Source organism: Phytohabitans kaempferiae (assembly GCF_042433955.1).
GTDB classification, from domain to species: domain Bacteria; phylum Actinomycetota; class Actinomycetes; order Mycobacteriales; family Micromonosporaceae; genus Phytohabitans; species Phytohabitans kaempferiae.
In genome coordinates, this window is the sequence record NZ_JBHLUH010000068.1 from 170658 (window position 1) to 192177 (window position 21520).

Genomic DNA, 21520 nt, shown 5'->3' on the forward strand with positions numbered 1-21520 from the left:
CCGGCCATCAGGCCGCACGCCAGCGCGGCGAGCCAGCGCCCCACACCCCAGTGATCACGGTCCTTGCGGCGAGGCCGCCTGACTCTAGAGAGGTTTCGGGGTCGAGGTGGTCGCGTGGCTGGGCCGCGTTCGGACCTGGTGTCGTGTGTGGGAGAAGCTGTCGAGCTGGGCGCAGCGGTGCGCCCAACCCCCGGGACGGGCGCCGGATGCTGGGGCTGGTGGTGTGGATACCGGGTCCGGTGGGCCAGCCGCGCCGGACCCGGCGGGGTGTGTGGGCGTTGTCGGGGACATAGCCCTTTCAAACCGGCCGCAAGGGTCTATGTCCCTGACATAGCCTCTTGCGAAGCGACCAGGCCCGGACCGAGCGCCGCTGGTCCAACCGACTATCCCGACCTATCGCTGGGCTGAGGGAGTGTGCCGGCGATTCGGCGCGAGTTGGGCGCGTTGGTGCGCCCAGCTCGACAGCTCTGTTGAACACGGACCCGACCTGCCGCCCGGGGCGAACCTGGGCTGGTCGCGAACAACACCTTGTCGTAAGTGAGCACTCAAGATCCACAGGATGGCGCCCGGGACCGCAGCCCGCCCGCGTTCGGCCGGGTCGAGATCGTGGGGACACGAAGGGTGAGGCTGCGGGGAGCAGCGGTAGCTCGGATCTCTGTTCAGGAGATGAGGCGTTCGGCCTCTTCGGCGGGCACCGGCGGGGAGAAGAGGTGGCCCTGGCCGTACGCGCAGCCGAGGCGGAGCAGGTGGTCGCGCTGCTCCTCGGTCTCCACGCTCTCCGCGATGAGCTGGAGCCCGAGGCTGCCGCCCATCAGCACGATCGTATGCACGAGCGCGCTGCTCTTCGCGTCGGCGCCGAGCCTGGCCACGAACGACCGGTCGATCTTCAGCGCGTCGATCGGCAGGCGGTGCAGCGCCTCCAGCGACGAGTAGCCGGTGCCGAAGTCGTCGATGTGCAGCTCGCAGCCGAGGTTGTGCAGGTCTTCCAGCATCTTGCGGGCCAGCCCGACGTTGGTCATGATCACGCCCTCGGTGATCTCGAAGGCGAGGTTGCGCGGATGCAGGCGGGAGACCCGCAGCGCCTCCGCCACGTCGTCGACCAGCCCGCCCTGCCAGAACTGGCGGTTTGAGACGTTTACGCTGATGCGCAGGTCTTCCCGGCCCGGCGTACGCTGCCACGCGGCCAACTGGCGGCACGACTCGGCGATCACCCAGCGCCCGATCGGGATCACCAGCCCGGTCTCCTCGGCGACCGCCAGGAAATGCTCGGGCAGCACGAGCCCGCGCGTGGGGTGGCGCCAGCGGATCAGCGCCTCGAACGCCCGCGTGCGACCGCCGACCAGTTGGACGATCGGCTGGTAGTGCACCTCCAGCTCGCCCCGCTCGATCGCCCGCCGCAGCTCGGTCTCGATCTGGAGGCGGACGACCGCCTTCGCGTGCATGGCGACGTCGAAGAGCGCGTGTGAGCCCTTGCGATGCGACTTCGACCAGTACATGGCGATGTCGGCATCGCGCACGAGGTCTTCGGCCGCCGCGTACCGGTCGCCGCCGAGCGTGATGCCGATCGAGGCGGTCACCACCACCTCCTGGCCCTGCAACCGGAACGGCGGCGCCAGCGCGGCGTGCAGGCGCTCGGCGACCTGCGCCGGCGCGTGCGGGTCGGCGACCCCGTCGAGCAGGATGAGGAACTCGTCGCCACCGAACCGGGCGGCGGTGTCCCGCTCGCGCAGGCTGTGCGAGAGCCGGTTGGCCACCTGGATCAGCAGCCCGTCGCCGGCGTCGTGGCCGAGGCTGTCGTTGACCACCTTGAAGCCATCGAGGTCGACGAAGAGCACCGCGAACTCGTGGCCGGCGCGCATCGCCTCGCGGAGCCGTTCCAGGAAGAGCGTGCGGTTGGGCAGGCCGGTGAGGTGGTCGTACTCGGCCGCGACCCGCAGCCGCTCCTCCTGCTCGCGGAGCGCGGCGAGCACCTGCTGGTAGTCGAGGGCCACGGTGAGCAGCGCGGCCCAGTGGTTGATCGGCTCGCGCCCGGTGCCGGTGCCGGTCTCCACCGCGTCCACCACCGCCAGCAGGCCCCAGTCGCTACCGTCCACTTTGACCGGTACGACGAACGTCACCGCCTCGGCGTCCTGCCGCGCCACGCCGAGCAGCTCGGCCGGGGGAAACTCGCTCGCCGGGAGCGCGAGCGGCTGGGAGGTGGGCGGCTTGTCCCGCGCGTACGTGCCGACCAGGTCCAGCGGCGGGTCGGTACGGGTGCGGTCGGTCCAGAGCCCGAGGCAGCCGGCCCGCGCCGAGGTGCGCGCCAGCCAGCCGAGCCGCCGCGGGTCCTCCTCGTGCGCGCGGAGCAGATCCATGCTCACCACGTACTGCTTGCTGAGGATGCCCTGGAGGTGCGTACGCTCGCGGAAGTGCGCCCGCCCCTCGGCCTCCAACCGGGTCAGCGGCGGCAGCGCGGGCGGCCCGGCGGCGTCGCGGCGGCAGCCACACGACTCGCGCACGACGAGCGAGGTGTCCACGTATCGCGTGCCGGGCGCCACCTCCTCCCCGCGGATCCGGCGCAGAAGCAGGTCGGCGGCGGTGCGGCCGATCGTGTCGACCGGATGGTTGACGGTGGTGAGGCGGGGCAGGCTGTACTGCGCGCCACGCACGTCGTCGAAACCGATCACCGCGAGGTCTTCGGGCACGCGGTAACCGGCGGCGAGCATGCCCTGCATCAGCCCGATCGCGTTCGCGTCCGTACCGGTGACGACCGCCGTGGCCGGCATGCCCGCGCCGATCAGTACGCGCGCGGCATCCTCGCCGCTGGACATCTGGTTGTCCTCGATCGGGAAGAGCAGCCCCTGGTCGGGCTCGACGGCGTGCGCGCGCAGCGCGTCCCGGTATGCCTCGTAGCGCTGGCGGACGTCCTTGGCCCCGAGGTAGCCGGCGAACGCGATCCGCCGGTGGCCGTGCGCGATCAGGTGGGCGACGGCCTCGCGGATGCCGGTGGCGTTGTCGGGTACGACCACCGGACACTCCAGCTCCGGCACCTCGTGGCTCACGATGACCACCGGCTTGCCGGTCTGCTGGACGGCGGCGAGGTAGCTCGGGTAGACCGCGTTGATGATCACGACGAACCCGGAGACGCGCCGCCACGCCACCGGATAGCTCAGATCGGAGGGCTCGCGCATCTCCAGCTGGTCGGTGCCGGCATCGAGCGTCTGCACGGCGATGACCGAGGCGCCCTCCACCGCGGCTGAGCGCGCGATGCCCCGCAGCAGCCCACCGAAGTACCAGCCGCCGAGGAACGGCGTCAGCACGCCGAGGGTCAGATCTCTCGACACCTGCGAGGCTACGCCGATCTCGCCGATGCCGTCCGGCGATCCAGAATGACCGCGGGGTCCGAGCGCGTCGCCCGGACCCCGCAGCCTCTTCACTGCTCTTCCTACCTGTTGCCCACTGCGTCTTACAGGGCCGGGTACGCGTTCTGCATCAGCTGCGAGAACTGAGCCGAGAACCAGGCACCCGAGATCGGAGCGCCGTCGAGCGCACCGCTGCGGTTGTTGCCGTTACGCGCGTTGCCTCCGTAGTCGGGGTCGCACATCTCGTCGAAGCCCTTGCCCTCGTTGTTCGGGATCAGCTCGCTGGAGCCGTCCGACTCACCCGGGGGCTTGATCCAGACGTAGGCGTCGATGCCGGTGGCCGGCGCGGTCCGCGGACGCTCGCCGAGGCCAGCACCGCTCTGGTTGCACCAGTTGCCCTTGTGGATACGGCGGTCGATCCGGGAACCGTTGATCTGAGCGTTGAGGTCACCCGTGGTCACCGGGCCGGTCGGACGGGCCGAGCCGCCCCAGCCGTTGCGGGAGGTGTCGATCAGCATGCCGATGTTGGACGGCATACCCTGCGTCACCAGCTCGCTCCGGAACGCCTGGGCGAACGAGAGCTCGTCGTTGTACCGGTTCCAGTCGATCCACGCGGACTGACGGGTCTGGTCGTTCACCGTGATGTACGGCTCCTGCAGGGCCGAGTAGTTGGCCGTGTTGGTGATGAAGCCGGTCACGTTGTTGACGCTGCCCGAGAGGCGGACGGTGTTCGCGATGAGCTGGGCGGACGGACGGAAGTTGTCGTCCCAGCCGATCCAGCCGTGGTGGCCGGCGTCGATGTAGTTGTAGACGTTCGGGATCGCACCGAACTTCTGCAGGGCGTACGCGATACCGTTCTCGTAGTTGCGGTTCGCCTTCATCGTGTTGCAGTTCGCCGTCTCGGTCGGCCGGCCCGCCACGTTCGTGATCAGGTTCGGCAGCGAGTCGATCTCGATGATGTTGATGATCCGCAGGTTACGGAACCGGGCATCCGCCTGGTAGGCCGCGATCGGGTCGATGTACTGCGTCTTGTACTTGTCGATCTCGGTCGCGGCAAGCTCGCCGTTCGACGCCAGCGCGGCACAGTCACGGCCGGGCAGGTTGTAGATGACGAACTGGATGTACGACGCGCCCTGACGCACCGCCTCGAGCAGGTGGTCCTCGACGCCCATCGGGCCGTTCGAGCTGCTGCCCGACGTACCCTCGATCGCGGCGATCCGGTCGATCCAGACGCCGGTCGGGGTGTTGGAGACCCGGCTACCGCCGGAGACGCTCTCCGCCTTGGCCTTCCACTCCGGGTTCACGTACCCACGGCCACCGGTGTACGGGTTGTCGGCGCGAGTGGGCGGCGGGCCGGTCGTCGGGTTCGACGTCGGCGGCGTCGTGGGAGGCGTGGTGGGCGGGTTGCTCGTGGGGTTGCCCGTCGGGTTGCCGGTGGTCGGGTTGGTCGTCACCGGAGAGCCGGTGCACACCGTGCCGTTGACCGAGAACGAGGTCGGGTTGGCGTTCGTGCCCGAGTGGCTGCCGATGAAGCCGGGGTTGACGGTGCCGCCGTTGGGGACGGACCCGTTCCACGACTCGTTGGCCACCGTCACCTGCGTGCCGCTCTGCGAGAAGCGGCCGCCCCAGCCCTGCGTCACGCGCTGGCCGTTGGCGAACGAGAAGGTCAGGTTCCACGAGGTCCAGGCGTCACCCACGTTGCGGATGACGATGTTGCCCTGGAACCCGTTGTTCCACGAACCGGTGACCGAGTAGGTCACGCTGCAACCCGCGGCGGCGCTGGCTGGCAAAGCCTGAATCACCGAGAGGCCGCCCAAGCCAAGCACAGCGACCGCGCCGATGGCGAGACGCTGTTTCCGGGTACGACTCGAGACGAGTCTCATTACTGTTACTCCTACTTCGTCGCGCGGCACCAGAGCGGAGGGCTCTGGCGTGGCGGGCCGCGGGCGTTTGCGGACGCGCGCCGCAGGCACGCCTAACGGGTAGCTCGCCGGCCCGGAAGGCAAGCTGGAGATGGAGAAATCCCGCCCAGCCTGGAGGCTGGGGGCAGTGGTCTCGCCGTGCGGGACGGCTGGAGGCCTACCCGCGTGCCCTGGCGAAGCTCACTCGCATCGGCTCCCCCGAATGCGTAGAGCGAGTCTTGCATGGGAGGGCTCCCATGCACAAGCTTCGCTGCAAGAAAGCGATTCCTACCAGGCGATCCACCATCCCGACGACACGGTATGCATCGGCGTGACTCGATGTCGTCCTCGCCCGCCGGGCACGACGGCGCCCCTCCGCGGACAGCCGAAGGCGGCCGGTCGGCGAAGGGGCGGGCGAAGGGTCAGCGCGGCTTGCGGCCGCGGGTCGAGACAAACTGGTACGAGAGCGACGAGAACGAGGGGTCTCGGGAGAGCTGCCGGAACGCGCGCAACTGGTCGAGGGAGATGCCGGCGGCCAGCAGGCGCGGCTCCAGCGTGCGGGAGTTGATGTCGTGCAGCGCGGCACCGGACGAGCCGCCGGTCCAGCTCTGGGAGTGGGTGATGGTGTCGATGTCGGCGAGGCCGGCCTGGGCCATCTCGGTGTGCACGTTCTGGGCCCACGCCAGGTCGGCGCCGCGGTCGTGGAGTACGCCGAGGATCGCCTCCATGACCTGCTGGAAGAGCTTCGCGGCGTCGTCGGTGGGCGCGGTCAGCACGCGCAGCGGGGCGGTGCAGTCGAACTCCTCCACGACCAGCCAGCCGCCCGGGGCGAGCGCGGCGACCAGCTCGGCCAGTACCCTGCGGCGCTCGGGCAGGTGGAGCAGGAGCAGGCGGGCGTGGATCAGGTCGTACGGGCCGCCGGCCGGGGCGGGCTCGGTGCGGGCATCGTGCCGCACAACGGTGAGGTTGTCGGTGGACACTAGGTGGGAGGGGTCGATGTCGGAGGCGACCACTCGCCCCTCGGAGCCCACCGCGGTGGCCATCAGCCTCGCGACCGAGCCGCCGCCCGCGCCCACCTCCCAGCAGGTGGCGCCGGCGCGCATCAGCGGCCTGAGGCGGGCATTGGTGATCGGGTCGAGGAATGCCTCCAGCGTGGCCAGTTGGGCGTCAGCCTCGGGGGCGTGGTTGTCGAAGGAATAGCCGGTCGGCACGATCGGATCAGCTCCCTTGCGGTAGTGGCTGGTCGATGCTGAGCATCGATTGGACGGTCGTGGGATCCGCGCGCACCTGCGCGGTGGGCGCGTCGAACACCACACGCCCGTAGTCCAGAACTGCGATCCGGTCCGCCACCTCGATCGCGTGGTCGAGCCGCTGCTCCACGAGCAGCATGCTCAGTCCGGCCTCGGCCAGGCCGGTCAGCAGGCCGCGTACCCGGGCGGCCAGGTCGAGCGCGAGCCCTTCGGTGGGCTCGTCCAGCAACAGCAGGCGGGGCTGGGTGAGCAGCGCCCGGCCGATCGCGAGCATCTGCTGCTCGCCGCCGGAGAGCTGGTCGCCGCGGTGGTCGAGCCGCTCCCCCAACCGGGGCAGCAGCTCCAGCACGCGCTCCACTGTCCACATCGGATCGCGCCCACGCCCGGCGGCGGCCAGCCGCAGGTGCTCGGCCACCGTCAGGCTGGGAAAGACCCGCCGTCCCTGCGGGACGAGCCCGACCCCGGCGCGGGCCACGCGGTGCGCGGGCTTGCCGGCCAGGTCCACGCCGCCGATCTCCACCATCCCGGAGTACGGGCGCAGGAGCCCCGCGATCGTGTGTATCAGCGTGGTCTTGCCCGCCCCGTTGCGACCCACGAGCGCCTGCACGGTGCCCGCCTCGACGTGGAGGCCCACGCCGTGCAGCACCAGCCCGCCGTGGTAGCCGGCATGCAGCCCCTCGACGCGCAACGCGGCCGGTGCGGCGGTCACCCGAGCACTCCGCTGTACGCCTGCCGCACCGCGTGCGACGCGCGGATCTCGTCTGGCGTGCCGGTGGCCACGTACTGGCCGTCGCGGAGGACGGTCACCACGTCGGCGAGGGCGTAGACGAGGTCGAGGCGGTGCTCGACGAGCAGGACGGTCACGCCCTCCGGCAGGTCGCGCAGCACCGCGCCCAACCGTTCGAACTCCACAGCGGACAGTCCCGCCGCCGGCTCGTCCAGCAGGAGCAGCCGCGGCTCGCCGGCGAGCGCCATCGCGATCTCCAACTGCCGGCGCTGGCCGTGGGAAAGGCGGGCCGCCTCGACGTCGGCGTGGTCGGCGAGGCCGAGCCGGTCGAGCAGCTCGACGGCCGGTCGGCGGGAACGGCGTACGCCACCGCGCAGCCGGGCCGCCGCCACGGCCACGTTGTCCAATGTGGTCAGTGATGGCCACACCGCCGGGCGCTGGTGGATCCGGCCGATCCCCAGCCGCGCCCGCCTTGCCGGGCCGTACCCGGTGATGTCCCGCCCGTCGAAGCGGATCCGCCCGCCGCTCGGCCAGATCGCGCCGGCCACCAGGTCGAGGAGCGTGGTCTTGCCGGCCCCGTTCGGCCCGATGACCGCCCGCCGCTCGCCCGGCATCATGCGCAGGTCGAGCCGGTCGACGGCGACGAGTGAGCCGTACCTCCGGGTGAGTGCCTCCGTGATCAGGATGTCCACTGTGTCGCCCCCTTCGCCGCCCGGTCCCGCCGGCCGAGTCGACGCCAGTCGAATCCCGCCACCCCGCGTGGCAGGAGGTAGGCCGTCACCACGAACAGCGCGCCGAGGAGCAGCGGCGCGTGCCCGGGCAGCAGGCCGGAGAGCCAGTCGCGGGCGGCGAAGACGAGCGCCGTACCCGCGAGCGCGCCGAGCATCGACCCGGCGCCACCGATCACCACGCCGAGCAGGAGCAGCGCGGCGATGTCGAAGCTGAAGTCGGCCGGCGAGACGTACTGCTGCGTGGTGACCAGCAGGGCCCCGCCCGCGCCCGCGATCCCACCGGCCGCCATGTAGGCGCCGGTCAGGTACGCGATCACGGGATGGCCGCTGGCCCGCATGCGCGCCTCGTCGTCGCGGCTGCCGCGCAGGTACAGCCCGGCCGGCGAGCGGAGTGCGAGCAGCAGCACCCCCACGATCACGCCGACGACCGCGAGCGCGTAGAGATAGCGGGCCCGGTCGGTGTCGAGTGTGGAGAGTCCGGTGAACGGGCGTACGCCGGTGACCGCGATCAGGCCGTCGGTGCCGCCGGTCACCGACTTCCAGCGGCTGGCCACGGTGATCGCCAGCTCACCGATCGCCAGCGTGATCATGAGTACGACCACGCCCCGCGCGTACACCACGAGCGGGGCGGTGAGCAGTGCGAACGCCGCGCCCACCGCGACCGCCGCGACGAGCTGCACCGGCCCGTTCGCCACCGCGTGCTGGCCGAGCTGTGCCGCCGTGTACGCCCCCGCGGCGAACGGGGCGGTCTGGCCGAGCGTGGGCAGGCCGGCCACGCCGGTCAGCAGCGCCACGCTCACCGCGACCAGGCCGAGCACGAGCACGCGGGATAGCGTGGCCGTGGTGTAGTCGTCGACGATCCACGGCGCCGCCACCGCGACGGCGACCGCGGCGACGGTCAGGACCGCGTCGCGCCTCCTCATGCCGTACTCCATCGCCGGAGAAGGCCCCGCGCGCGGGCGGCGAGGATCACCGCCATGGCCGCGTAGAGAAGGAACGGCGCTGCCGTCGGCAGCAGGGCGACGCCCAGCGTCTGGATCTCGCCCACCGCGAGCGCCGCGAGCAGCGTGCCCACGACGGAGTTGAGGCCGCCGAGCACGACGACCACCAGGGACAGGAGCAGCACGGTGGCGGCGGTGCTCGGGCCCGGCCCGATGATCGGCGCGCCGAGCACGCCGGCCAGCCCGGCCAGCGCGCCCGAGACGGCCAGCACGCCGACCCGCACGCGCGTCGGGTCGACGCCCAGGCAGGCCACCATCTGCGGGTCGTCGACCGCGGCCCGCACCAGCATGCCGGCCCGGGTCCGCGTCACCGCCAGGTACAGCCCGATCGCGATCACCGCCGCGACCAGGATGAAGAGCAGCCGGTACGCGGCGTAGGGGCGCCCGGCCAGGTCGACCGGGCGGTCCAGCGCCGCCGGCACGCGCACCGGCAGGTCGTCCGGGCCGAACGCGCTGACCAGCAGGCTCCCGCCGGCCAGCGCGAGCCCGAAGGTCAGCAGCGCCTGGGTCAGGTGGTCGCCCCGCGCCACCGGCGTGAGCAGGCCGGCCAGTGCCGTGCCCGCGGCGGTGGACGCGAGCACCCCCGCGACCAGCGCCAGTGGCAGCGCGGCCCAGCCTCCGTCGGCCAGCCACGCCGCCACGTAGGCGCCGATCGCGTACAGGGTGCCGTGGGCCAGGTTGAGGATTCCGGCTACGCCGAAGCTCAACACCAGCCCAGCGGCGACCACGAAGAGCAGCAGACCGTACGCGACACCGTCGAGCGCCGGGATCAGGTACGGATCCAGTTCACTCACGGCCGTCCTCGCTTCGCTGCGGGCGACCGCGAGACTCCAAGCGCACTGAGCTTGATGATTCGCTCGCTCCGCTCGCTCATGGACAGCTACTCGCCCACCGTCGCCAGGTCACCGACGACCGTGTTGGAGAGCGCGCGGCCGTCCGGGCGGACCTGCCGCAGGTACCACTTCTGCACCGGCGAGTGGGTCTTCTTGGAGAACTGCCACGAGCCCCGCGGGCTCTCGATCTGTCCCAGGCCGGCGATCGCGTTGTTGATGCTCTCCGCGGTCGGGTTCTCCCCCGCCGCCCCGATCGCCTTGTCCAGCACCGCGGCCGCGTCGAACGAGGCCATCGCGTACGTGGTGGGCGGGCCGTCGTGGTCGGCCTTCCACGCGGCGACGAACTCGCGGTTCTGCGCGTTGTCGAGGTCGGGCGAGTAGTTGAGCACGGAGTACACGTCGCGGGCCGAGTCGCCCTGCGCGTTGAGCACGCCGCCCTCGGTCAGGAAGCCGGCCGCGTAGAGGGGCAGGTCCTTGACCTCCGACTGGGCGTACTGCTTGACGAAGTCGATCGCCGCCGCGCCCGCGTAGAACGTGTAGACCGCCGCGGCGCCGGAAGCCTTGATCTGCGCGAAGTACGGGGTGAAGTTCTTCGTCTGCGGGAACGGCGTGAAGCGGGTCTTGCCGTCCGCGTTGGCCAGCTCGCCACCGGCCTTGGCGAACGCGTCGGTGAAGCCCTGCAACTGGTCCCAGCCGCCCTGGTAGTCCGGCCCGATCGCGTAGACCGCGCCGTCGACGTTGTCCTTGACGTACTGGGCGATCGCCGCGCCGGTCTCCTGGGACAGGTACGAGGTGTGCCAGACGTGGCTGATGTCCTTCAGCTCCGGCCGCCCGTTGGAGCCGACGAACGGGATCTTCGCCTGGGCCAGCACCGGCTGGATCGCGGCCGCCGAGCCACCGCCGACGACGCCGGTGAGCGCGATGACCTTGTCCTGCTTGACGAGCTTGGTGGCGGCCGGCACGGCGGTCGGGGCACCGTCGCCCTCGTCCGCCACCACCAGCTCGACCTGGTGGCCGCCGAGCATGCCGTCGTGCATCTCGAGGTAGAGCTCGAAGCCGTCGCGGATGTCGGTGCCGATCGCCTGGTACGTGCCGGAGAGCGAGGCGAGCAGCCCGATCTTGAGGGTGCCGGTGCTGCCGCCGCTCTCGTCGGCACAGGCCGTGGCGCCGGCCGCTGCCAGGCCGAGAGTGATGAGTGCCGCCGTCATCTTGTGGATACGCATGGGTACTCCGTCGTTGGGCTGATTGGTCCGGGGGGATCGGTTCAGCGGGGTATTCGGTCCAGCGAGGTATTCGGTCCAGCGAGGTATTCGGCTCAGCGGGTATGAGTGAGGGCCGAGCGTGCCGCCGGGGTGAGTGCGTCGCCGATGCGGTTGGCCAGCTCCGTCATCTCGTACGACACCTTGCCGACGTCACAGTTGGGAGTGGCCAGTACGAGCAGCGACGCGCCGTCGTTGAAGGCCATGGAGAACATGAAGCCGCCCTCGAGCTGGGTGACGTTGGAGATCACCGCGCCCGCGTCGAAGAAGGCGGCGGCGCCGCGCAGGAGGCTCACGAGCCCGCTGCCGGTGGCCGCGAGCTGGTCGGCCCGGTCCGGCGGCAGTGCGCGCGTGGCGGCCACCATCAGCCCGTCCGCCGAGATGGCGATGGCGTGACTGACGTCCGGGGCGCGCTCGGCGAAGCTGTCCAGCATCCAGCCGAGGTCTCGTTGGTTGGTCACGAAGGCTCTCCTGTCGCGTCGTTGTTGGTGGCGTTGGCCAGGGGACGGCGGCCCGCGACACCGCGGGCGTACGCGGACATGGCGGACGCGACCTGTGCGGGGTCACGGCGCTCGGACCGGCCGGCTTCGCCGCTGGGCGGCACCGCACCGGGTATGAGGTGTGCCTGGGGCTTGCGGATCGGCAGGCCGGTGCGCGTGGTGCCGATGACCTGCGGGCTCTCGAGCTGCGAGGCGGCACGCCACCCCTCGTCGCCGGGAGTGCTCCAGTTGGCGACGGCCGGCGGGACCGGGGACTGCGGGGGCGGGTCGGTCGGCTCCGCGCTCTGCTCCAGCCCCATCCCGTGGTCCGCCCGGAACCAGCTGTTGACCTGCTCGAAGATGATCAGCTCCTGGGTCTGGTCGATCTCGCGGACCGGTGCCCTGCCCTGCGCCGGTATCGGGTCCGGCGCCGCGCTCGGTGGCGGCTTGCTGGGAAGGCCGCCGTTGGTCGGCGGGAGCGGCCCGGCGTGGGGCATCCGGGGCAGCGGGATCTGCATGCCGGCCGGTGCCGGGCTGACCGGGATCGGGCCGTCCATGCGGATGCCCGCCTCCAGCGCCCCCACGAAGACCGGTGAGTGTCCCGCGCTGGGCAGCTCCTGGTCCTTGGGGAGCGGGCGGATCAGCTTGCCCGGGAGCGCGACCTCGGCGATCGTGCCGAGGCGCGGGCCAGGGCGCAGCTCCACCGTCGCGCCGAGCCGGATGGCGAGCTGGCCGACCACGACCAGACCCATCGCCCGCACCGCCGCGACGTCGATCGCCGGTGGCCGGGAGAGCACCTGGTTGAGCTGCCCCAACCGCTCCTTGGGCAGGCCCACGCCCTCGTCGCTGATCTGCACGATGACCCGGTCGCCGAGGCTGCGGGCGGTCACCCAGGTCTCGCTCTCCGGCGGGGCGTACGTGGTCGCGTTGTCCATCAGCTCGGCGAGCAGGTGCACGACCTCGTCCACCGCGTCCCGGGAGACCGCGACGTCGGTGTCCACCACGCCGAGGCGTACCCGCTGATAGTGCTCGATCTGGGAGAGCGCGGCCTGGAGCATCTTCGGCAGCGGCACGTCATCGTGCCGCATGCGGCCCACGCCGACGCCGCCGAGCACCAGCAGGCTGGCGTTGATCCGCGCCATCCGGGTCGCCAGGTTGTCCAATGTGTACAGACGTTGCAGTCGCTCCGGATCGGTCTCGTCCTGCTCGACGAGGTCGACCTGGGCCAGTACCGCGTCCACCAGGCGCTGCTCGCGGCGGCTGAGGTGGATGAAGATCTTCGCGGTGTTGGCCCGCATCACGGCCTGCTCGGCGGCGGTGCGGACGGCCGCCCGGTGAACGGCGGTGAATGCCTGGCCCACCTCGCCGATCTCGTCGCCGCTGCCGCGGTCGACGGTGGCCGCCTGCGCCGCGAGCATCTCCGGATGGACGGAGGCGTCCGCGCTGCGCAGCTCCTCCACCATCGCCGGCAGCTCGTCGAACGCGACCGCGTTGGCCGCGTCGCGCAGCCGCCGCAGCCGGTGCGTGATCTGGCGGGCGACCGCCCACGTGACCAGCACGGTGAGGGCGAGGGCCACGGCCATCGCGGCCGCCTCGAGGATCGCGTTGCGCCGCTCGTCGACCCGGGCCGCGTCGATCTCGTCGAAGACCGCGCTGTCGACGCGCTGCTGCACCTCGTACAGGCGGCGCGCCCAGTCCTGGGTGGCGTCGATCCAGGCGGTGGTGCCGACCCGCAGCCGCGTGCCCGGCTCGGCGCGGGAGACCTGGTCCTGCAACCGTTGCAGGCCCACGATCTCTTCACCGCTGCCGGCCTGCTCCCACCAGACCCGCCACTCGGGTTGGGACAGGCTGAGGAAGGTGAGGCTGTTTTCGGTGAAGCTGGTGCGGGACGCGGTGATGTCCTGCTGCATCGCCGGCGTCAGCTGCCCGGCGGCGAGGGCGCGCATGACCGCGACCTGCTGCTGGCCAACCGACTCGCCCGCCTTGGAGAGCGCGGCGGATGCCCGGATCTGGTCTGCGATCTCGGCGGACTCGACGCCCTGCGCGATCGCCTCCCGGTACGACAGCAGGTCCGCGATGATGATGCGGTAGCTGAAGGTCATGGCGGAGACCGAGGCGTTCGCCGCGGTTCGCACCTGCGCCCGCAGTGGTCCAAGGTCGTCGATGGATCCGTCGATTCGCTGGAGGACGGCCGCGGTGCCGGTGGGCACGGATGGCACCAGGGCGCGCTGTCGCCGGTACTGGGCGACCGCCTGGTCCGTCTCCGCCGTCTGCTTCGCGTACGTGTCCTCCTGGCGAGTGCCCCCGGTGGCCAGAAGATCGGCCGCGGAGACCCGCTCGCGCTGCAACTGGTATGCCAGGGCGCCCGCGTCGGCGCCGAGGCGCGCGAGGACACCGAGGTCGCTGGCCCGTTCGGCTTGCTGGACGCTGCCCGCGAGCGCCAGGCCGGCGAAGCCGACCACGGCGACCAGGGGCGCGGCCACGATGATGCGCATGCGAGAGGCGATCTTCCAGCCCCGCTGCCGAGGGCCCGGCCGGGCCGCATGGGCTTTTGTACCGGACGCCAAGATTCACTCCCACGGGTGGTCGGCACAGTTCGATGTGCACGTTGCAGCTAGCAAATCCCATGGCGTCGCACATGACGTGCGACAAACGGGGTTGCCCGTGGTACGGAAAACTGGTACCCGCATCTGTACCGTCCGGAGAGGAGCAAGCACTCTCCGTGCACGAAATCCTAGCGGCGACGCCCCCGGCTCAGGGCCCGGTCGATCACGGTGCGCAGGTCGTCGATCTCCACCACGACCTCGGTGGGGCCGAGCATCGCGCCGTTGTCGACGATCATCGCCACGATGTCGTCGGCGGGCGTACGCGGGCGTGGGGCGATATGCTCGCGGGGCCCACGCCGCCCGTCCGCCGCGATCTGCTCGCGCGCCACCTCGGGCCAGAGCGCGGTCAGCAGCCCGCCGGTGCCGAGCACCTCGTCGCAACGAACTGCCAGCTCACGGCTGCCGTAGCGCCGGCCGGACTCGACCGCCGCCACGGTCTCCCGGCTGAACCGGACCCGGTCGGCCAGCGCGCGCTGGGTCATCCCGCCGCGGGTCCGCCAGTGCCGCAGCTCGCGCCGGAACCGGCGACTGGCTATCGAATCAGGGGCAGCGTCGGATGGCGCACCGTCCATGTGCTCACCTTCGAGTCGACCCGGCCTATCGAAAAATCCGCCGCTCCCCATTCTGACGGGCCGACCGACCGCTGGAAAGGCACACCAAATGATCGACACGGATAGTGACTGACTTTTCCATCCGACATCGAGCGGAGTTTCGCGACGGACCGTGACGACGGATGGAAAAGGGCCAGTTGTCGATCAAGCCGCGCGAGGCGCCCGCTCGTCCACTCGGGCAAAGGTCTCGACGAATACCGGCAATGCGTGGTGCGCCCGGAAGCCCGCATTCGGCTTGAACGAACTGACGTGCTCGGGCGCCAGCCGGAGGCCGGGAACCGCGGCCGTGAGTTGGGTCAACGCGACCTGTGCCTCGAGCCGGGCGAGCGCCGCCCCGATGCAGAAGTGTGGCCCGTAGCCGAAGGAGAGGTGGTCGCGGCCGTCGGCCCGGTGCGGGTCGAAGACGTCGGGGTGGGCGAAGACCCCGGAGTCGCGGTTGGCGGCGCCGAGCAGCAGCAGGCACCGGGAACCGGCCGGGATGGTGGTCTCGCCGATCGCGACGTCGCGCGTGGTGACCCGCAGCCAGCCGTCGATCGCCGGGCCGAAGCGGAGCGTCTCCTCGATGAACGCCGGCACGCCGGCCGGATTTTCCACCAGCCGCTCCCACCGGCTCGACACCGAGAGGGCGTTGTCGAGGCTGTGCGCGATCAGGCCGGAGGTGGTCTCGTGGCCGGCGACGAGCAGGTTGAACGCCAGGCTGGCGACCTCGTCCTCGGTGAGGATCTCGTCGTCGCCGCCGCGATAGCGCAGCGCCTTGCTGATGAAGTCGTCGCCGTCGTGGCCCTCTCGCACGCGGATGGCCACGAGCCGCTGGCAGTAGCGCCAGAAGTCGAGCAGGCCCTGGGCGAGGCGCACCTGCTCGGCCGGGTCGGGCTGACCCCAGACCAGCGCGATCTGCCCGTCGGACCAGCTCTTGATGGCCGGTACGTCTTCGGGCGGCGCGCCGAGCAGGTCGACGATGACGAGCAGCGGCAACTCGGCCGCGAAGTCGGAAACGAGATCGACGACGGTGCCCCGCCGGGCGACAAGGCGGGACACCAGCTCGTCGACGCGCCGGCGCACCATGGCGCCGTATTGCTCGTTGACGCGCGCTGCGGTGTTGGCGAAGGTCGCCCGCAGCGCGCGGCGAGTGCGCGTGTGCGTCGGCGCGTCGGCCGCCGCTGTGGTCGGAGGCGCGTCGATCTGCATGACGATCGACAGCGCTTCCGGACACATGTCATAAATGGGCATCAGGGTGAGCGCGTTGCTGAATGCTTCGCTGTCGCCGAGCGCGGTGCGCACGTCAGCATGTTTCGTGATCAACCAGAGTCCGAGGTCGTCGGCGTAATGCACCCGCTCGGGGCCGTCGAGCAGATCCCGCCAAATAGCGGCCGGGTCGGTGAGATAGGTGCCAGAGAACGGCCTGAGCTCCATGCCTTGCCTCCTCGGGACTTCTACCGTGCGATACCGAAGAGGATTTAGTCAATACCGATTCTTGATACGCAATTAGAGGTTCACGTGGGCTCAATAGATGCAAGTTGCGAAATGCACGTGAGCCTCGTTTGTGCGGATCACGAAAGGCGGTCTCGGCACAATGGCGTCAGGGCACGAACACCTCGCCCCGTTTCAACACGCGGAGCCAGCGGCAACCGTACCGGCCCAGGCGCAGCGTCATCCGCCCGTCCTCCACCGGCGTGCTGCCACCGGCGATCAGGTCGACGAGGCGGTCGTCCGGCTCGAGCCCATCCAGCCGCAGCGTCACCTCCGCCGGCTCGGCGGCGAAGTTGTGCAGCGCCACGACCGTGCCACCGTCCTGATCCGCCCGGTGCGCCAGCACCGTGTCCGCGTCGTGGGTCAGCACCTGGTACCGGCCCCAGGCCAGCTCGGGGCACTGCCGGTAGCGGCGGATCAGCAGCTTCATCCAGGACAGCAGCGAATCCGGGGCGCGCACCTGGGAGACGACGTTCACGTTCGCCGGGCCGAACTCGCCCCGCACCACCGGAGCGCTGAGCTGGTCCGGGTCGGCCGGGGAGAAGCCGCCGTTGTGGTCGTCGGACCACTGCATCGGGGTACGCACGGCGTTGCGCCCCTCCACGCCCAGCTCCTCCGCCATGCCGATCTCCTCGCCGTAGAAGAGCACCGGCGTTCCGGGCAACGAGAAGAGCAGGCTGTAGACCATGCGGATGCGGTCCATGTCACCGTCCAGCATGGAGGGCAGGCGGCGGCGCAGGCCGCGCCCGTACACCTGCATGTTCTTCTCCGGACCGAACGCGTCGAAGACCTCCTGCCGTTCGTCGTCGCTCAGCTTGTCCAGCGTCAGCTCGTCGTGGTTGCGGACGAAGGTGGCCCACTGCGCGTCCTTGGGCTCGATCGGCCGCTCCTCCAGCGCCTTGGCCAGCGGTGCCGCCGACTCCCGGGCCAGCGACAGGTAGAGCTGCTGCATCCCGATGAAGTCGAAGCACATCGTGAGCTCGTCGCCGTCCTCGTCGCCGAAGAAACGCATCGTGTCCGGGTACGGCAGGTTGACCTCGCCGAGCAGGACCGCCTCGCCGTAGCGGCGGGACAGGAAGGCCCGCAGGTCACGCAGGTAGCGGTGCGGGTCGGGCAGGTCGTCGGCCCCCAACGCGCCGTCGGTCTCCAGTAGAAACGGCACCGCGTCCACGCGGAAGCCAGACAGTCCTAAGTGGATCCAGTAGCCGAGCACGCGCACGATCTCGTCGCGTACAACGGGATTGGTGACGTTGAGGTCGGGCTGGTGCTTGTAGAAGCGGTGCAGGTAGTACTGCCCCGCCTTCTCGTCGTACTCCCAGAGGCTCTTCTCCTGGTCCGGGAAGACGATCCCCTCCGGGCCGTCGGCGGGCGGCTTGTCGCGCCAGACGTACCAGTCGCGGTGCGGCGAGTCGGGGCTGGAACGCGCGCTCTGAAACCACGGATGCTGGTTGGAGGTGTGGTTGACGACGAGGTCGGCTATCACCCGGATGCCGCGGTCACGGGCCAGCCGCAGAAACTCGACAAGGTCACCCTTGGTGCCCAGACGCGGGTCGACGCCGTAGAAGTCGGTGATGTCGTAGCCGTCGTCGCGGTCCGGCGTGGGATAGAAGGGCATGAGCCAGATGCAGGTGACGCCCATCTCGTCGAGGTAGTCCACGCGCTGGGCGAGGCCGCGGAAGTCGCCGCAGCCGTCGCCGTCACCGTCGAAGAAGGTCTCCACGTCGAGGCAGTAGATGACCGCGTTCTTCCACCACAGGTCGGCGGTGTGACTCATCCTCACGCGACACCGCCGCGCAGTCGCGGGAGCACCTTGGCGCCGAAGACGTCGAGGAACTCGTCCTGCGACTGCCCCACGTGGTGCACCATGATCTCGTCGAAGCCGAGGTCGGCGTACTCCTGAAGCCACTCCGCGTGCCGCGCCGGGTCCGCGGAGATCCGCACGACGTCGTGCATGGCTTCCGGCGGTACGTGCTTGGCCGCCTCCTCGAAGTGCTCGACAAGTTCCAGGTCCCAGCAGACCGGCGGCGCGAAGACGTTGGTACGCCACTGGTCGTGCGCGATCCGCAACGCCTCGTCCTCGTCGGCGGCGTAGCTCACGTGCACCTGGAGACGGAGCCGACCGCGACCGCCGGCCTCGCGGTACGCGTCGACCATCCGGCGCAGGTGCTCGTGCGGCGCACCGACCGTGATCAGGCCGTCCGCCCACTCCGCGCACCATCGCGCGGTCTCCACGCTCACCGCGGCGCCGACCAGCGCGGGCGGCTCGGCCGGGCGGCTCCAGAGGCGGGCCCGGTCGACCGTGACCAGGCCGTCGTGGGTCACCTCGGCACCGGCGAGCAGCGCCCGGATCACGTCGACGCACTCGCGCAGCCGGGCGTTGCGCACCTCCTTGCGCGGCCAGGCTTCGCCGGTGATGTGTTCGTTGCTGTACTCGCCGGTGCCGAGCGCGGCCCAGAACCGGCCCGGGTACATGGCGGCCAGCGTGCCGATGGCCTGCGCGATGATCGCCGGATGGTAACGCTGACCGGGGGCGGTCACGACGCCGAAAGGCAGTCGCGTGGCCTGGAGGGCGGCGCCGAGCCACGACCAGGCGAAGCCGGATTCGCCCTGCCGCTCGCTCCACGGCGAGAAGTGATCGGAGCACATCGCCGCGTCAAAGCCGGCCCGCTCGGCCCGGATCGCCGCGGCGAGCAGGCCACCGGGGTCGATCTGCTCGTGGGAGGCGTGGAAGCCGTAGAGGGTCATGGGCAGCAAGGTGCCCCCAGTCGTCCGGTCTTACACCGGTCGTTCATCGGTGGCGGATAAGGTCAGGATGGTCCGTACCGAAAAGCCGGGAGTGAGCGATGCCTGACACCGTCCGCCTCAACGAGCTACCCGAGTGGGCCGCGCTGGCCAAGCACCGCGCGGAGCTGGGCGGCACGCACCTGCGCGAGCTGTTCGGGGCAGATCCGGGCCGCGCCGAGCGGCTCACCGTGCGGGTCGGCGACCTCTGCCTGGACTACTCGAAGCACCTGGTCACCGACGACACGCTGGGCCTGCTGCGTGACCTGGCCGCGGCTCGGGGCGTGGCCGAGCTGCGCGACGCGATGTTCCGCGGCGAGAAGATCAATATCACCGAGCGTCGCGCCGTGCTCCACACCGCGCTCCGCGCGCCCCGCGACGCGGTGATCGAGGTGGACGGCGAAAACGTGGTGCCCGAGGTGCACGCGGTCCTCGACAAGATGACCCGCTTCGCCGACTCGGTGCGCTCCGGCGCGTGGACCGGCGCCACCGGCAAGGCGATCCGCACCGTGGTCAACATCGGCATCGGCGGCTCCGACCTCGGCCCCGCGATGGCGTACGAGGCGCTCCGTCCCTACACCGCCCGCTCGCTCGACTTCCGGTTCGTGTCCAATATCGACGGCGCCGACCTGCACGAGGCGATTCGCGACCTCGACCCGACCGAGACGCTCTTCATCGTGGCCTCCAAGACGTTCACGACGATCGAGACCATCACCAACGCCACCTCGGCCCGGGAGTGGCTGGTCGCCGGGCTCGGCGGCGACGAGAGCGCGGTGGCCAAGCACTTCGTGGCCCTGTCGACCAACGCCAAGGAGGTCGCGGCGTTCGGCATCGACACGCAGAACATGTTCGAGTTCTGGGACTGGGTAGGCGGCCGTTACTCCTACGACTCGGCGATCGGGCTCTCCCTGATGATCGCGATCGGGCCGGAGCGCTTCCGCGAGATGCTCGCCGGTTTCCGCACGGTCGACGACCACTTCCGGACCGCACCGCCGGAGGCGAACGCGCCACTGCTGCTCGGCCTTCTCGGCGTCTGGTACGGCGCCTTCTTCGACGCGCAGTCGCACGCCGTGCTGCCCTACAGCCACTACCTGTCGAAGTTCCCGGCGTACCTCCAGCAGCTCGACATGGAGTCCAACGGCAAGTACGTCGACCGCCAGGGCCGCCCGGTGGCCTGGCAGACCGGCCCGGTGGTGTGGGGCACGCCCGGCACCAACGGCCAGCACGCGTACTACCAGCTGCTGCACCAGGGCACGAAGATGATCCCGGCCGACCTGATCGGCTTCGCCCGCCCGGTGGCCGAGCTGAGCCCCAGCCTCGCCGCGCAGCACGACCTGCTGATGGCCAACCTCTTCGCACAGGGGCAGGCGCTGGCCTTCGGTAAGACGGCCGAGGAGGTGCGCGGCGAGGGAGTGCCGGAGGAGCAGGTGCCGCACCGCACGTTCCCGGGCAACCACCCCACGACGACCATCCTCGCCGCCGAGCTGTCACCGTCGGTGCTCGGCCAGCTCGTCGCCCTGTACGAGCACAAGGTCTTCGTGCAGGGCGCGATCTGGGACATCGACTCGTTCGACCAGTGGGGCGTCGAGCTGGGCAAGGTGCTCGCCAAGCGGGTCGAGCCGGCCCTCACCGAGGGCGCCGACGTGCCTGGCCTCGACCCGTCCACCGCGACGCTCGTGGCGACATACCGCGCCGCTCGGGGGCGGTAGCCGGTCCAGTCAAAAGAGACAGATCCGGGCTACCGCGATCTCCGTCGCGGTCCGGGCCGCTGCTCCCGCGGCCTCACCCTCCGCGGTTCACCACCACCACGCGGCGAGCACGCCGCGGGCGTGGTCGTGAGTAGCGAGGCGGGGTCGGCTCCTGATAAATCACCGCAACCCCCGCCGCACGCGCATCCGCCGGCCCACCAAACACCAACGGCTCACCGTCGAGCGTCAACACACCCTCGTCCGGGGCGTGCACACCAGCCAGGACCTTCACCAACGTCGACTTACCAGCACCGTTCTCCCCTACCAACGCATGCACCTCACCGGCACGCAACACCAACCGACCATCCACAAGGGCGTGCACCGCACCAAACGACTTGCGCACCCCCACCAGGGCGAGCAGCGCCTCGGGATGCACCTCACGCTCGGGCACGAGATCGCCTCCAGCCTGTTGGGCAGATGTGAAACGTTTCATCCAGTCGTGGCTTAGACGTTAAGGGCTCGTTTCGGGACCGGTCAAGGGTTTCGAGCGGGTTACCGAATCGTTAGACGACGCAAGGCCCTCCTGCCCTTCGCCTTCATGAGGCATTCTTGACACGATTCAGTATCCGCGCCGCGGCGACCTCTGCGGCATCCGAGGCAGGGAGGACGAGGTGGCGGAGACCCCGCTGGTCAGCATCCGCGACGTGGCCAACCACGCGGGAGTGTCCGTCGGCACGGTATCCAATGTCCTGAACAGGCCCGACATCGTGGCGAACGCGACGCGTTCCCGTGTGCTGGCGGCGATCAGCGAGCTGGGCTTCGTCCCCAACGACGCCGCCCGC

At 70.6% G+C, this 21520-nt stretch carries 17 protein-coding genes; 2 read left to right on the forward strand and 15 right to left on the reverse strand.

Going from position 1 to position 21520, the window contains the following annotated elements:
• Window positions 1-659: 659 nt before the first annotated feature.
• From ACFFIA_RS32125 to ACFFIA_RS32190, 14 genes are all read right to left on the reverse strand, one after another.
• Complete coding sequence (locus ACFFIA_RS32125; protein WP_377258107.1) at window positions 660-3416, reverse strand: EAL domain-containing protein; 2757 nt, start codon at window positions 3414-3416, stop codon at window positions 660-662.
• Window positions 3417-3445: 29 nt separating this feature from the next.
• On the reverse strand, window positions 3446-5224 hold the full coding sequence (locus tag ACFFIA_RS32130) for a glycoside hydrolase family 6 protein (RefSeq protein ID WP_377258110.1): 1779 nt from the start codon (window positions 5222-5224) through the stop codon (window positions 3446-3448).
• 440 nt (window positions 5225-5664) lie between these two features.
• Window positions 5665-6453, reverse strand: a complete 789-nt coding sequence (locus tag ACFFIA_RS32135) for a class I SAM-dependent methyltransferase (RefSeq protein WP_377258113.1) — start codon at window positions 6451-6453, stop codon at window positions 5665-5667.
• Between the two features lie 7 nt (window positions 6454-6460).
• Window positions 6461-7201: an ABC transporter ATP-binding protein gene (locus ACFFIA_RS32140; RefSeq protein WP_377258116.1), complete on the reverse strand. Its 741-nt coding sequence runs from the start codon at window positions 7199-7201 to the stop codon at window positions 6461-6463.
• The gene (locus tag ACFFIA_RS32145; RefSeq protein WP_377258119.1) at window positions 7198-7911 is read right to left on the reverse strand and encodes an ABC transporter ATP-binding protein; all 714 of its coding nucleotides are present in this window, start codon (window positions 7909-7911) and stop codon (window positions 7198-7200) included. The genes ACFFIA_RS32140 and ACFFIA_RS32145 overlap by 4 nt, the downstream gene beginning before the upstream one ends.
• Window positions 7899-8873 carry a branched-chain amino acid ABC transporter permease gene (locus tag ACFFIA_RS32150; protein ID WP_377258122.1) on the reverse strand — a complete coding sequence of 325 codons (975 nt, stop codon included), beginning with the start codon at window positions 8871-8873 and terminating at the stop codon, window positions 7899-7901. The genes ACFFIA_RS32145 and ACFFIA_RS32150 overlap by 13 nt, the downstream gene beginning before the upstream one ends.
• A complete protein-coding gene (locus ACFFIA_RS32155; protein WP_377258125.1) occupies window positions 8870-9745 on the reverse strand; it encodes a branched-chain amino acid ABC transporter permease in 876 nt (291 codons plus the stop codon). The genes ACFFIA_RS32150 and ACFFIA_RS32155 overlap by 4 nt, the downstream gene beginning before the upstream one ends.
• An 86-nt stretch (window positions 9746-9831) precedes the next feature.
• Window positions 9832-11007, reverse strand: coding sequence for an ABC transporter substrate-binding protein (locus ACFFIA_RS32160; RefSeq protein ID WP_377258128.1), 1176 nt, complete (start codon window positions 11005-11007; stop codon window positions 9832-9834).
• Between the two features lie 92 nt (window positions 11008-11099).
• Window positions 11100-11504 carry a roadblock/LC7 domain-containing protein gene (locus ACFFIA_RS32165; protein ID WP_377258131.1) on the reverse strand — a complete coding sequence of 135 codons (405 nt, stop codon included), beginning with the start codon at window positions 11502-11504 and terminating at the stop codon, window positions 11100-11102.
• A complete protein-coding gene (locus ACFFIA_RS32170) occupies window positions 11501-14017 on the reverse strand; it encodes a sensor histidine kinase (RefSeq protein WP_377258134.1) in 2517 nt (838 codons plus the stop codon). Before ACFFIA_RS32170 ends, ACFFIA_RS32165 begins: the two co-directional genes overlap by 4 nt.
• Before the next feature lie 239 nt (window positions 14018-14256).
• Complete coding sequence (locus tag ACFFIA_RS32175) at window positions 14257-14700, reverse strand: helix-turn-helix transcriptional regulator (RefSeq protein ID WP_377258137.1); 444 nt, start codon at window positions 14698-14700, stop codon at window positions 14257-14259.
• A 183-nt stretch (window positions 14701-14883) separates the two neighbouring features.
• Window positions 14884-16152, reverse strand: coding sequence for a cytochrome P450 (locus tag ACFFIA_RS32180; RefSeq protein WP_377258140.1), 1269 nt, complete (start codon window positions 16150-16152; stop codon window positions 14884-14886).
• A 166-nt stretch (window positions 16153-16318) separates the two neighbouring features.
• Window positions 16319-17983: an alpha-amylase family protein gene (locus ACFFIA_RS32185; RefSeq protein ID WP_377258179.1), complete on the reverse strand. Its 1665-nt coding sequence runs from the start codon at window positions 17981-17983 to the stop codon at window positions 16319-16321.
• A gap of 2 nt (window positions 17984-17985) precedes the next feature.
• Entirely contained in the window at window positions 17986-18954 is a 969-nt protein-coding gene (locus ACFFIA_RS32190) for a TIGR03885 family FMN-dependent LLM class oxidoreductase (RefSeq protein WP_377258143.1), read from the reverse strand.
• A 98-nt stretch (window positions 18955-19052) separates the two neighbouring features.
• On the opposite strand from ACFFIA_RS32190, the gene pgi reads away from it, so the two are divergent.
• Window positions 19053-20699, forward strand: a complete 1647-nt coding sequence (gene pgi / locus ACFFIA_RS32195) for a glucose-6-phosphate isomerase (RefSeq protein ID WP_377258146.1) — start codon at window positions 19053-19055, stop codon at window positions 20697-20699.
• A gap of 73 nt (window positions 20700-20772) precedes the next feature.
• On the opposite strand, the gene ACFFIA_RS32200 is transcribed toward pgi, so the two are convergent.
• Entirely contained in the window at window positions 20773-21171 is a 399-nt protein-coding gene (locus ACFFIA_RS32200) for an ATP-binding cassette domain-containing protein (protein ID WP_377258149.1), read from the reverse strand.
• Between the two features lie 211 nt (window positions 21172-21382).
• On the opposite strand from ACFFIA_RS32200, the gene ACFFIA_RS32205 reads away from it, so the two are divergent.
• Window positions 21383-21520: LacI family DNA-binding transcriptional regulator (locus ACFFIA_RS32205; RefSeq protein WP_377252572.1), on the forward strand; the 138-nt coding region annotated here is incomplete at its 3' end.